At 64.2% G+C, this 12822-nt stretch carries 10 protein-coding genes; 6 read left to right on the forward strand and 4 right to left on the reverse strand.

Annotated features, from left to right (window positions below; all coding sequences use genetic code 11):
• The 5 genes from B7Y49_RS11895 to B7Y49_RS11915 form a co-directional block, all read left to right on the forward strand.
• The coding region (locus tag B7Y49_RS11895) for an FAD-binding protein (RefSeq protein ID WP_374127811.1) at positions 1–685 on the forward strand (685 nt) is incomplete at its 5' end.
• A 188-nt stretch (positions 686–873) separates the two neighbouring features.
• Positions 874–1932, forward strand: a complete 1059-nt coding sequence (bla, locus tag B7Y49_RS11900; protein ID WP_374127812.1) for a class A beta-lactamase — start codon at positions 874–876, stop codon at positions 1930–1932.
• Positions 1933–1990: 58 nt separating this feature from the next.
• Positions 1991–2689 carry a 2OG-Fe(II) oxygenase gene (locus tag B7Y49_RS11905; RefSeq protein ID WP_374127813.1) on the forward strand — a complete coding sequence of 233 codons (699 nt, stop codon included), beginning with the start codon at positions 1991–1993 and terminating at the stop codon, positions 2687–2689.
• A 75-nt stretch (positions 2690–2764) separates the two neighbouring features.
• A complete protein-coding gene (gene polA, locus B7Y49_RS11910; protein ID WP_374127814.1) occupies positions 2765–5518 on the forward strand; it encodes a DNA polymerase I in 2754 nt (917 codons plus the stop codon).
• Positions 5515–7017, forward strand: coding sequence for a lipopolysaccharide biosynthesis protein (locus B7Y49_RS11915; RefSeq protein WP_374127815.1), 1503 nt, complete (start codon positions 5515–5517; stop codon positions 7015–7017). Before polA ends, B7Y49_RS11915 begins: the two co-directional genes overlap by 4 nt.
• 19 nt (positions 7018–7036) lie before the next feature.
• Here B7Y49_RS11915 and purH read toward each other — a convergent pair whose 3' ends face one another.
• The 4 genes from purH to B7Y49_RS11935 are packed head-to-tail and all read right to left on the reverse strand — an operon-like array spanning position 7037 to position 12417.
• Complete coding sequence (gene purH, locus B7Y49_RS11920) at positions 7037–8626, reverse strand: bifunctional phosphoribosylaminoimidazolecarboxamide formyltransferase/inosine monophosphate cyclohydrolase (protein WP_374127816.1); 1590 nt, start codon at positions 8624–8626, stop codon at positions 7037–7039.
• A gap of 38 nt (positions 8627–8664) precedes the next feature.
• Positions 8665–10401, reverse strand: coding sequence for a heparinase II/III family protein (locus B7Y49_RS11925; RefSeq protein WP_374127817.1), 1737 nt, complete (start codon positions 10399–10401; stop codon positions 8665–8667).
• On the reverse strand, positions 10398–11060 hold the full coding sequence (rpe, locus tag B7Y49_RS11930; RefSeq protein WP_374127818.1) for a ribulose-phosphate 3-epimerase: 663 nt from the start codon (positions 11058–11060) through the stop codon (positions 10398–10400). The genes B7Y49_RS11925 and rpe overlap by 4 nt, the downstream gene beginning before the upstream one ends.
• Positions 11061–11103: 43 nt before the next feature.
• Positions 11104–12417, reverse strand: coding sequence for an RsmB/NOP family class I SAM-dependent RNA methyltransferase (locus B7Y49_RS11935; protein WP_374127819.1), 1314 nt, complete (start codon positions 12415–12417; stop codon positions 11104–11106).
• 50 nt (positions 12418–12467) lie between these two features.
• Between B7Y49_RS11935 and B7Y49_RS11940 the strand changes: the two genes are divergently transcribed.
• Positions 12468–12635 carry a DUF1674 domain-containing protein gene (locus B7Y49_RS11940; protein ID WP_374127820.1) on the forward strand — a complete coding sequence of 56 codons (168 nt, stop codon included), beginning with the start codon at positions 12468–12470 and terminating at the stop codon, positions 12633–12635.
• Positions 12636–12822: the final 187 nt, after the last annotated feature.

Genomic DNA, 12822 nt, shown 5'->3' on the forward strand with positions numbered 1-12822 from the left:
GGATTATGTCCACCTGGATATCAGCCATAAGGGGCCGGATTTCATCCGCGAACATTTCCCCAACATCTACGAAAAGCTGATGGGGCTGGGGATCGACATGACGACCGATCCGATCCCGGTGGTGCCTGCCCAACATTATACCTGTGGCGGGATCGTCGTTGATCTCGACGGGCGGACCGATCTGCCCGGGCTTTATGCAGCGGGCGAATGCACCGAAAGCGGGCTCCACGGGGCAAACCGACTCGCCTCCAACTCGCTGCTCGAATGCTTTGTGTTCGGCGAGGCCTGCGCGCGGCATATCGCGGCGCATTGGGATGATCTGCCCCCGCCGCCGCCGATCGCGCCATGGGACGAAAGCCGGGTCGAAGATTCGGACGAGGAAGTCGTCATCAAGCAGAACTGGACCGAGATTCGCCGGTTCATGTGGAATTATGTCGGCATCGTGCGCACCACCAAAAGGCTTGAGCGCGCGCAGCACCGCATTCGCCTGCTCACAGACGAAGTGAATGATTATTACGGGCATTTCCGGGTGACGCCGGATCTGATCGAGCTACGCAATCTGCTGCAAACCGCTGAACTGATTGTGAAATCTGCGCTACACCGCAAGGAAAGCCGCGGACTCCATTACACGCTCGATTATCCTGACATGCTGCCTGACGCGGTCGATACCATCCTGGTCCCTTAACCACATACCGCCCTTTTTCGGGAAGTTTCGTGGTTCATCGTGGAAATACGGGCTTTCATCGCAACCGAAAATTATGGCTATATCCTGTTAAGGGTGATCCACCCATGGTGGCAATCGATGATCCGGGGGGGTTGAACAGCTTGATACACCAAGGGAAAGAATTGACACGCGACCGGCACAGTCCCGCAATGGCAACCATCGCGATGATCGCGTTGGCGGGCTGCGCGTCGACATCATCGCCGCAGGCTGCGCGCGTATCGCCGCCACCGCCGATGTATCGCGTCAGCATGCCGGTGCCTGCGCCCGTTCCAGTAAAGGCCACCGCACCCTATGGGCTGGTATCGACCATCCAGTCGCTGCGGACCCAGTTTGCTGGCAATGTGGGCATCGCCGTGCGCAATATCGACAAGGGCTGGGCCGTTACCGCCAATGGTTCGACCAAGCTGCCCCAGCAAAGCGTGAGCAAGCTGTGGGTGGCGATGGCGGTGCTCGATTACCGCGATTCCGGTCAGCTGACGCTCGACGACACCGTCACCGTGACTCGCGAGGATTTGACGCTGTTTCACCAGCCGATCGCTGCGATGGTGAAGGGCGATGGCTATAAGGCGACCGTGGGCGAGCTGCTCCAGCGCGCGCTGACGACGAGTGACAACACCGCCAATGATCGGCTGCTGCGTTTTATCGGCGGGCCGGAAACCGTGCGCGGTTTCATCCGGCGCAAGGGGCTTGGCTCGATCAGCTTCGGCCCCGGTGAACGATTGCTGCAAAGCCAAACGGCGGGGCTCGACTGGAAACCCGAATTCGCGCTCGGCAATGCTTTTACGCGCGCTCGCGCCCGGCTGCCGCTGTCGACGCGGCTCAGCGCCTTTGAAAGCTATGTCACCAATCCGCCGGATGGCGCCGCGCCAGAGGCGATTGCCGGCGCGCTGGCGATGCTGAAAAAGGGCGAGCTGCTCTCCGCCAATTCGACCAACTATTTGATTGCGACAATGGAATCGGCGCGCACCGGCAAGCAACGCTTGAGCGGTGCAGTGCCAGCCGGGTGGCGGTTTGGCCACAAGACCGGGACCGGACAAGACCTTGCCGGGCGCACGGCGGGCTATAATGATGTCGGCATCCTGACGGCACCGGATGGGCAAAGCTATGCGCTAGCCGTCATGATCGGCGATACGCCGCGACCAGTCGCTGAGCGCCAGGCGCTGATGCAATCGGTTGTCGCCAGCGTGGTTGCCTATCACGGGCGGTAGGTTTTTCATCGCAAGCGCCGGGATGCGGTAGCCGCGGGCAGCCGCCACGTCGCATCGCATGATACCAACATCTATTGCCGACCCTGCCCGGCTGGTCGCATCACTCGATGCGCAGGGCTGGGCCCTGATCCCCGGCCTGCTCTCGGCCACCGAATGTACTGTACTCGCCGAAAGCTATGGCGATGATCGACAATTCCGCAGCCGGATCGTGATGGCGCGCCACGGCTTTGGCCAAGGCCATTATGCCTATTTCGCTTATCCCTTGCCGTCGATCGTCCAGCGCTTGCGCGAAACGCTTTATCCCCTGCTTGTCCCCACCGCGCGCGCTTGGGCTGCACGGCTCGGATTGCCCGACGAGCTTCCCGCAGAGCATGCAGCCTATCGCGCAATGTGCCATGCCGCCGGGCAGACGCGCCCCACCCCGCTGATGCTCCGCTACGGGGAAGGCGATTATAACTGCCTGCATCAGGACCTGTATGGAGCAGTCGCCTTTCCCTTGCAGGTCGCGGTCCTGCTCTCGCGACCTGGCGATGACTTTGACGGCGGGGAATTCGTGCTGACTGAACAGCGGCCAAGAATGCAATCGCGCGTCACTGTGGTGCCACTGGGGCTTGGCGATGCGGTGGTATTCGCCGTCAACCATCGGCCGGTACGCGGTGGCAAGGGCGATTACCGGGTCACGATGCGCCACGGAGTCAGCCCGATCCGGCAGGGCAATCGCCACACGCTGGGGATCATCTTTCACGACGCGGGATAGCGGCAAGCGAAGCCCGCGCGACTCGTGATGAAGGGGGGCTTTGTCCGGCGCGATGCATCGGCTATCCCAGCCTTCATGCCTCATCTCTACCTTGTCGATGGCTCCGGTTATATCTTCCGCGCCTATCACCGCCTGCCGCCGCTGACGAACATTCGTGGCGAGCCGGTTGGTGCGGTTTATGGCTATACGACGATGCTGTGGAAACTCGCCGACGAGTTGCACAAGGCCGACGGGCCGACCCATATGGCGGTGATCCTCGACAAAGGCAGCCACACCTTTCGAAACGACCTGTACGACAAATACAAGGCGCAGCGCCCCCCCGCGCCCGAGGACCTGATCCCGCAATTCCCGATGATCCGCGATGCGACGCGCGCGTTCAGCCTGCCGTGCATCGAGGAAGCAGGGCTGGAGGCAGACGACATCATCGCCAGCTATGCCAAGGCGGCGCTGGCACAAGGCTGGTCGGTTACGATCGTCTCAAGCGACAAGGATCTGATGCAGCTGATCGAGCCCGGGCTCGACATGTACGATACCATGAATAACCGGCGTCTAGGCGCCGAGCATGTATTCGAAAAATTCGGCGTTGGCCCCGATCGGCTCGGTGATGTGCTCGCGCTGATGGGCGACAGTGTCGACAATGTCCCCGGCGTTCCCGGCGTGGGGCCAAAGACTGCCGCTAAGCTGATCCTCGAACATGGCGATTTGGAAGCTGTGCTTGCCGCAGCACCGACGATGAAACCCGGCAAGCTGCGCGACAACCTGATCGAGCATGCCGAGATGGCCCGGTTGAGCCGCGTGCTCGTAACGTTGAAAGACGATGCGGCATTGCCCGATCCGCTCGATTCGCTTGCGCTGCAGGGGATACCGGCGGCGCCGTTGCAGGCGTTTCTGGAGCATCACGGGTTCAAGTCGCTGCTCGCCAAGCTTGCCGCCGTGGCCGACACGCCGGTCGCCACGCCCAAGGCCGTGGCGCAGGACGAAGATCCGCCCTGCAATCACGACGACTATGAAAGCGTGGTCGACGACGCGGTGCTTGACCGCTGGATCGCCGACGCGCGGCATCAGGGCTGGGTTGCAGTCGACACCGAGACCACCGGCATCGATGCCACGCAGGCCGAGCTGGTGGGGATAAGCCTTGCGCTCCATCCTAACCACGCCTGCTACATCCCGGTCGCGCATGGCGGGACGGACATGTTCGCCGAAAAGCCTGTTCAACTCGACAAGGCGGTGGTGATCGACAAGCTCAAGCCGTTGCTCGAAGACCCGGCGGTGCTGAAGATCGGCCATAATCTAAAGTATGACATGATCATTCTCGGGCGGCTGGGCATCGATGTCGCGCCGTTCGACGATACGATCCTGATGAGTTTCGATCTCGATGCCGGACTGCACGGACACGGGATGGACGAGCTCGCTCAACTCCACCTGTCGCACAGCTGCATCGCTTTCAAGGACGTGGTCGGTACGGGCAAGAGCCAGCGGGGGTTCGCCGAAATCGACTTAAAGTCGGCCACACGCTACGCCGCCGAAGACGCCGATGTGACGCTGCGGCTGTGGCGGCGGTTCAAGCCACGCCTGACTGCAGAAGGCTCGACGCGGGTGTATGAGATGGTCGATCGTCCGCTCGCCCCCGTGATCGCCCAGATGGAGCGCCACGGCATCAAGGTCGATCGTGACCGGCTGGCGCAGCTCTCCGCCGAATTCGCCGCGCAGATGGCGACACTGGAAACCGAAATCCACGGCCTCGCCGGTGGCCCCTTCACGATCGGCAGCCCCAAACAGCTGGGCGATGTGCTGTTCGATCGGATGGGCATCAAGGGCGGTCGCAAGGGCAAATCTGGGGTCTATTCCACCGATGTGACCGAGCTGGAAAAGATCGCGGCGGACAAGGCCTCGCCCGGTGCGGTGATCGCCGCGCGCGTGCTCGACTGGCGGCAGCTCTCAAAGCTCAAAAGCACCTATACCGATGCGCTACAGGCACAGATCAACCCGCAAACGGGGCGCGTCCATACCAGCTATTCGCTGACCGGCGCGCAGACCGGGCGGCTCTCTTCAACCGATCCCAATCTCCAGAACATCCCGATCCGCACCGAAATCGGCCGCCAGATCCGCGATGCGTTCGTCGCTGAACCCGGCAACGTCCTGCTCGCCGCCGATTATTCACAGATCGAGCTGCGGCTGGCAGCGCATATGGCTGATGTGCCGGCGCTGAAACAGGCCTTTGCCGATGGCGCCGACATTCACAGCCTGACCGCACAGGAATTGTTCGGCGAGGTCAATCGCGACACCCGTGGTCGCGCCAAGACGATCAACTTCGCGATTCTGTACGGCATCAGCCGCTGGGGCCTGGCCGGGCGGCTCGATGTGACGCCCGATGAAGCGCAGGCAATGATCGACCGCTATTTCGAGCGCTTCCCGGGCATCAATAACTACATCGCGACCACGATCGAGGAGGTGCGCGAGCGCGGTTACACCACCACCCTGTTCGGGCGAAAATGCCATTTCTCGCGGATCAAATCTTCGGTCCAGCATGAGCGCCAGGGGGCAGAGCGCGCGGCGATCAACGCGCCGATCCAGGGTACGAGCGCTGACATCATCAAGCGGGCAATGGTGCGGATGGAACCCGCCTTGATCGAGGCAGGGCTGCCCAACGTGCGGATGCTGCTGCAGGTGCATGACGAATTGGTGTTCGAGCTGCCCGAAGGCGATGTCGCTGCCGCCAAACCGGTGATCGAACGCGTGATGGCGACCGCCGCCGCGCCTGCGGTGACGCTGTCGGTGCCGTTGGGCGTCGAAATCGGCACCGGCAAAAGCTGGGGCGCCGCGCATTGACGAACACCGCCAGCCCCAGCACCGCCGCCGCCGATGATATTGCCGCAATCGCCAAGGGCGGGCGGACGAACATCTTCGGGTTCGGCCTTCGGCTGGCGGCGCGCATTCCGTTCCTGTTCGTGGCCGGGCGGTTATACGGCGCGGATACGGTCGGTCAGTTTGCGCTTGCCGTGGTCGTGGTCGAACTCGGTGCGCTGCTCGCCACCTTGGGGATGAAGCGTGGGCTTGCACAGGCACTGTCGGCGAGCGACAGGCCGCACAGCCATGTCGCCTGGGATGCGCTGGCGGTCGCGCTGATCGCCTCGATCGCGGCGAGCGCGCTGCTGTTCGCCTTTCCTGCGATCATGTACCGAAACGGCCCGCCAGACGGGCTGGCTCGGTTGCTGCCCGGCATCGTTTTTGCGATCGCCTGGTCCGATATCAGCCTGGCCGCACTCGCTTATCGACACAATGTCCGCGCCAGCGTTACCGCACGGGCAGTAATCGAGCCGTGGACGATCAGTATTGCGGCGACGGCGTTGTGGTTCATCACCCCGCAGGACGGGCTGGAAATCGCCTATATGCTGTCGATGCTGGCGGCGATGATCGCGTCGGTCGTGCCGTTCTTGCGCGCTTACGGGTTGCCACACGAGTGGAAGCCCCGGCTGGCGACGATCGCCACCTTGGCACGCGATAACATGCCACTGGCGGGCGCCGATGCGATCGAATGGGCGACGCGCAATGTCGATCGATTCATTCTGGGCCAGTTGTTCGCGCCGTCGATCGTCGGCATTTACTACATGGCGCAGCAGATCGCCTCGCTGCCCGGTCGCCTGAAGACGAGCTTCGATCCAATTCTGGGGCCGGTTATCACTACAAGCCTCGCGCGCGGCGACAAGCTGGCGGTCGCCAAGCAGGTGCGGCAGGTGGGGTTCTGGATCATGGCCGCGCAAGGCGGGCTGGCGCTGATGGGCTCGATCCCCGGTGAGGCCGTGATGGGGGTGATCGGCCCGCAATTTGTGGCGGGCACCGCCGCGCTCGCGTTCCTGCTGACGGCCGAGGTGCTGGCATCGGGGGCAGCGGTATCCGAAAGCGCGCTCGTCTATGTCGCGCGGCACCGCAACCTGATGATATCGGCGGCGATGCTCGCCTTCCAGATCATCCTCAGCTTCGCGCTGATCTTTGCGATGCGCGAAGCCGGCTGGCCAGAGAATTTCCAGGCAGCCGGACCGGCGATAGCGCTCGCGGCGTCACTCGCACTGACATCGGTGCTGAAAACTCGGCTCCTCTCGCATCTGCTTGAAGCGCCCGTGTCGGGCTGGCGCTGGCCGCTCGTTTGGGCGGCGCTGGTGGCAGTGCTGGTCGGCACGATCTTCACCTCGCTGCCGCATGAATATGAATGGGCCGAGCTTGTCTTCGGTCTGCCCGCGATCGCCGCGAGCTATCTGTTCGTGCTGTGGAAATTCGCTTTCGGCCCAGAGGACCGCGCGCTGTTCCAGCGGATGCCCAAGGCGGGCTGACCGCTGACCGATTATTCGATCAATGTCGGAAGTGCCGCATGCCGGTGAAAACCATCGCGAGCCCCGCTTCGTTCGCCGCGGCGATCACCTCGGCATCGCGGATCGATCCGCCGGGCTGGATCACCGCCGTCGCGCCCGCCTCCACTGCGGCCAAAAGCCCATCGGCGAAGGGGAAGAACGCATCCGATGCCACCGCCGAGCCGATCGTGCGCGGTTGCGCCCAGCCCGCTTTCTCGGCTGCGTCGCGTGCCTTCCATGCGGCGATCCGCGCCGATTCGAGGCGGTTCATCTGCCCCGCGCCGATCCCGGCAATCGCGCCGTCCTTGGCATAGACAATCGCGTTCGATTTGACGTGCTTGGCGACCGTCCAGGCGAACAGGCAATCAGCAAGCTCCTCGGGCGTCGGCTGACGATCGGTAACGACGCGCAGATCATCCGCTGACACCCGGCCATTGTCGCGCGACTGGACCAGCCAGCCGCCGGTGATCGACTTCGCCATCAGCCCGCCACGCGCCGGGTTGGGCAGATCGCCCGTCAGCAGCAGCCGCAGATTCTTCTTGGCGGCGAAAATCGCAATCGCAGCGTCATCGGCATCGGGAGCGATCACGACTTCGGTGAAGATGCCGGTGATCGCTCGCGCGGTCGCTTCGTCAAGCGGGCGATTGACCGCGATGATCCCGCCAAAGGCCGATACCGTGTCGCACGCAAACGCCGCCGCATAGGCATCGCCCAGCGTTTCGGCGGTTGCGACTCCGCAGGGGTTGGCGTGCTTCACGATCACGCAGGTCGGCGCGGCATCGCGGAATTCGCTGACAAGCTCCAGCGCCGCATCGGCATCGTTATAGTTGTTGTAGCTCAATTCCTTGCCCTGCACCTGCCGCGCCTGGCCGATGCCCCGCGCCGCCGGGCCGGTGGCGGCATAGAAAGCCGCCGCCTGATGCGGGTTTTCGCCATAACGGAGCGCAGCCCCCCGTTTTAGCGTGATCGGCAATGTTTCGGGGAATTGCTCGCCCTGATCGGCAAAACCGAACCAGCTCACGATCATGCCGTCATAGGCCGCCGTCGCGGCAAAGGCGCGCGCGGCGAGGCGCCGGCGCAGATCGAGGGTGGTCGCCCCCCCGGCTGCGTCCATTTCTGCAATCAGCGCCGGATAATCCGTCGGATCGGTGACGATCGCGACGAATTCATGGTTCTTCGCGGCCGAACGAACCATCGATGGGCCGCCGATGTCGATATTCTCAATGATCTCCGGCCGGGCAGCGCCTTTCGCTACGGTCGCCTCGAACGGATAGAGGTTCACCACCACCAGATCGATCGCGCCAATCCCGTGCTCGACCATCGAGGCGACATGCGCTGGATCGTCACGCACCGCGAGCAAGCCGCCATGCACCACCGGGTGGAGCGTCTTGACGCGACCATCCATCATTTCGGGAAAGCCGGTCAGATCGCTGATATCGCGCACAGCAAGCCCGGCATCGCGCAGCGCCTTGGCGGTGCCACCGGTCGACACCAGTTCGACCCCGTGCCGGGCGAGTGCCTGCCCCAGATCGACGATTCCGGTCTTGTCGGAAACGGAGAGGAGTGCGCGGGAAATGCGAATGGAGGTCATGACGAAAGGCCTTTCGAGAACGGCCTCCCCCTGCCTGCTCAACTCGCGCGCTTCAAGGCCCAGCTGACATTGGCGCCACCGGCCGGCGCTTCAGCGGTGACGACCAGCTGTTGCGTCGCCTGGGGCCGCCCCTCGCCATCGACCCACAGGCTGTCCTCCACCGCAAGAGTGCCGCCGCGACAGCGAAACTGCCACAGCGCCGCACCCGGCAGCCGCAGCAACGCAGCTTGACCATCGGCGGTTGGCGACACCTCCACGCCGACGCCCAGGTGAAAGCGGACCGCAAAGGGCGTCATCCCCGATTTGCGCTTGCGCCCGACCGGCAGCAACATGTCTTCCCCGCGCAGATCCCGCCCATCGGCCGACAGGATCAACTGGCGTCGATGCACAAAGCCGAATCGCCGGGCATAACCATCATGGCTCGCCTCGATCCGGCTCGACGTATCGTTTTCCTGGCGGCTCAGCTCGACCTCGCCCACGCCGCGCCCCAGCGTGCCGTCGCTATGGATCGCGGTGCTGTTGCTGTCACCAACCACCAAAGTCGAATGGGCCGCCGTCGTTCGCAGACCTTCGGCAAGTGCGACAGGCACCTGCGCTGAAATGGTCCGCGCGCCGCCGCAATTGACGATCAACCGGTTGGGCCCATCGGAAAATTCGAACGCCAAGGTCGATCCGCACCCCGCCTCCACCAGCCGCGCGACGGGCGGGGGGGCGGCATCGATAATCGCCACGCTCTGCCCGCCGGATAGCCGCTGATAGCCCCAGTCACGGGCCTGGCGCAGCGGTCGCGTGCGCACCCCGGTTGCAGCGATCACCTGCTCCACCGTGGCGCCGGGCACCGGGCCACCGCCCTGCCAACTCGATAGACCTTTGTCGGCGTGGGATACGCCGAGCAGCGCAGGCACCATGGCTTCAATCGTCGCGCCGATCCGCGTCGGCGGCTCAAGTCGCCGCGCGGCATAGGTTTCACGCAGGGCGGTGAGCAACATGATGATATCGAGCTGCGCGGTCGGCGATCGAGCGACCGACCCGCCATCGCCGAACACCGACGCATCAAGCGCGCGCATCAACCCGGCTTCGCCCATCTTCCGCCGGACATCGCCAGCCGGGATGATCAGTCCCGCCACGATCACCCCGCACCACGCGGCAACGCGTGGTGCGCCCGGTGGGACCTTGTCGGCGCAGCGATCAAGGTGCCGCGCACCGCGTGCAAGCGTGTTGAGCACGAGTGACCTGTAGACCAGATCAGTCGATGACAGGATGAGTGGGGCGTGCGCGGTCCATGCCATAATCCGCCGACCCCAATGATCGGGGCGCCAGGCGGGTTCGGCAACGGTTTCGGCATTCGCCGCCAGCCAGGCACGCATCAGCTGTTCGGCAATCGGCGCGGCCTGCGCGCGCGTTGCCACGCTCGACAGGTCACGCAACCACGCCGCGCTCTGGATGTAATCGGCAAAGCGCTTCGAGAAATCATGCTTGGCGAGGTTTAGAGCCGCAATGTCGCGCGTTTCACCCGCTACATTGACCACGCCTTCGAGCAGCGCCGCACCACGCTTCAGATCACCCAGAAAAGGATCATCGGGCACCGCGATCAGCTTCAACGGATGGCGGCCCTTCAGCCGCAGCCCGTGGATCGGCGTGCGCCAGGTCAGCCGGTGGAGGCGCTCGGCAAGCTGCTGGGTGAGCGACAGCCCTTTGTCGCCTCCCAGCCGAACCAGCCGCTTGCCCTCTTCGATGCCGTCGGCGCCGGTATCGCGATCATCAACCTCGGTCACACGCCCCTGAGCGCTGCGATATTAGCCGCATAGCAGTCCGCCCCGCCCCGGAACGCCGCCGTCCCTGCCACCAGCGCATCGGCCCCGGCATCGACGCAAGCGCGGGCGATTGCCGCGTCGACGCCGCCATCGACCTCCAGGTCGATCGGCTTACCCATTTTGTCGATCATCTTGCGGATCGCCTCGATCTTGCGGAGTTGGGAGGTGATGAAGCTTTGCCCGCCGAAACCGGGGTTCACGCTCATCACCAGCACCAGATCGACTTCCTCAAGCACATAATCGAGCATCTTGGCCGGGGTTGCCGGGTTGAGCACCACGCCTGCCCGCTTGCCGAGCGCCTTGATCCGCTGCAGCGTGCGGTGGAGATGCGGCCCAGCTTCCGGATGGACGGTGATCGTATCGGCACCGGCTTCTGCAAAGGCGTCGAGATAGGCATCGACCGGCGAGATCATCAGATGCACGTCGAACGGCTTGGCGGTGTGCGGGCGCAGCGCCTTGATGACCGCTGGGCCGATGGTGATGTTGGGCACGAAATGCCCGTCCATCACATCGACATGGATCCAGTCTGCCCCGGCGGCGTCGATCGCGCGGATTTCCTCCCCAAGACGGGCAAAATCGGCGGAGAGGATGGATGGCGCGATACGGACAGGGTTCGACATGCCGGGCATGTAGCAGAGTGCGCCGCGCCCGCAAGATTGGCCTTTAAGCTTGGCGGGTCATCCGAACGATGAAGAAGCCGTCACATCCGCCTTGGTCGCTTCCCGGTACCGCCAGCGTACCGGGCAGCGTGCGCAGCCAGCCGCGGGGGGTAGGGGCGATCCCCTCTGGCAATTCATCGGGTCGCACAGGATCGATCGCGTAATCGGGTCGTGCTGCCAAAAACGTATCAAGCTGGACCTCGCCCTCCGCCGGTTCGAGCGAGCAGGTGGCATAGACCAATGTCCCGCCCGGCCGAACCCAATCCGCCGCGCGCGCCAGCAGCTGCGTCTGCAGCGCCGCCATTTCGGCGATCTGCGAAGGCAGCACGCGGTGGAGCACATCAGGGTGGCGACGGAAAATGCCCGTCGCGCTGCACGGCGCATCGAGCAGCACGACATCGGCCGGGGCCTGGGGACGCCATTTCAGCGCATCGGCGGTGACGATATTGGCCTGCAGCTGGGTGCGTTCCAGATTGTCGCGAAGTCGCGCGAGACGACTTTCGTTATTGTCGATCGCCGTCACCTTCCACCCGGCAGCGGCAAGCTGGAGCGTCTTGCCGCCGGGGGCGGCGCAGACATCAATCGCCGAACCGGTACCAGCACCAATCAACCGCGCGGCGAGGGAGGCAGCGATATCCTGCACCCACCAGCTGCCCTCGCCAAAGCCCTCCATATCGGGGATCGCGGCATGATCGGCGAGGCGGAGATGGCCGGGCATCAGGCTGACGCCGTTCAGCCGCGCGGCCAGATCGGCGGTCTGGGCGGGATCGGCAAGCGTCAGGTCCAGCGCGGGCGGCAGCGCCAACCCGCGTTCGGCGGCGGCGACCACATCGTCACCCCAAACCTTTTGCCAGCGCAAAGCGACAGGCATCGGCAGCGAGGGATGTTCCGGCAGCGCAGCATTGCCGCGCATCAGTGTGCCGAATACGCCGTGGACCAGCTTGCGCGGGCCGCCATCGACCAGCGGCAGTACCGTCGAAATCGCGGCATGCGGCGGCGTGCCGAGCGCAAGCGCCTGGACCAGCGCGATCCTCAGCGCCATCCGCGCCTTGGCATCATCGGGCAGCGCGCGCTGGGTGGCCGAATCTATCAGCGCGTCGAGATCGCCCATCCGCCGTAATGTCTCAGCAGCAATGGCGTGAACAAGCGCGCGATCATCGGGACGCGAAATCTCGCGCGAGGCCGGCCCCAATGCCTGTTCGAGCGGCTGACCGCGCCGCATCACCGCATCGAGCACCCGCAGCGCCGCGCGGCGAACGGGCACGCCGGGCGCGTCTTCAGGGGGTTTTGCGGCAGATTGGGGGGGACGCACTTGCAACGGCTCCTGACACGCCCGATTTTGGGGGCAACAAAGATTGGAGACCCGCCATGGGCCAGCGCCCGCCCCATGTGAAGCCGCCCGAGCATCTTTCCAAAAGCCCGCCCGTGCCCGCGCCCGAACCGGTCGTGGCGGAAACCGCACAGGATGACCCGCTGGGGCTGAACCCGGTGCGTTATGGCGACTGGGAGCTGAAGGGTATCGCGATCGATTTTTGAGGGCATTCGCCCCTAGTGTCCCTAGAACCGTTCGTATCGAGCCCTTCGACTGCCTGCGAAGGCAGGCGCTCAGGATAAACTTCGGCCCATCGGGCCGAAGTCGAGACACCCTGCGCAGCGTTTGTGGCCCGTCCCTCGACATCGCTCGGGACAAACGGATAAATGTAAACACATGAACCGCTAAGCC

The sequence above is a fragment of the Sphingomonas sp. 28-62-11 genome (assembly GCF_002278865.1).
In the GTDB taxonomy this organism is placed as follows: Bacteria; Pseudomonadota; Alphaproteobacteria; order Sphingomonadales; family Sphingomonadaceae; genus Sphingomonas.

Coding starts and splice junctions, on each gene's coding strand:
- bla (WP_374127812.1), top strand. CDS start 874: ATGGCAACCATCGCGATGATCGCGTTGGCGGGCTGCGCGTCGACATCA.
- polA (WP_374127814.1), top strand. CDS start 2,765: ATGCCTCATCTCTACCTTGTCGATGGCTCCGGTTATATCTTCCGCGCC.
- B7Y49_RS11905 (WP_374127813.1), top strand. CDS start 1,991: ATGATACCAACATCTATTGCCGACCCTGCCCGGCTGGTCGCATCACTC.
- B7Y49_RS11940 (WP_374127820.1), top strand. CDS start 12,468: ATGGGCCAGCGCCCGCCCCATGTGAAGCCGCCCGAGCATCTTTCCAAA.
- purH (WP_374127816.1), bottom strand. CDS start 8,626: ATGACCTCCATTCGCATTTCCCGCGCACTCCTCTCCGTTTCCGACAAG.
- rpe (WP_374127818.1), bottom strand. CDS start 11,060: ATGTCGAACCCTGTCCGTATCGCGCCATCCATCCTCTCCGCCGATTTT.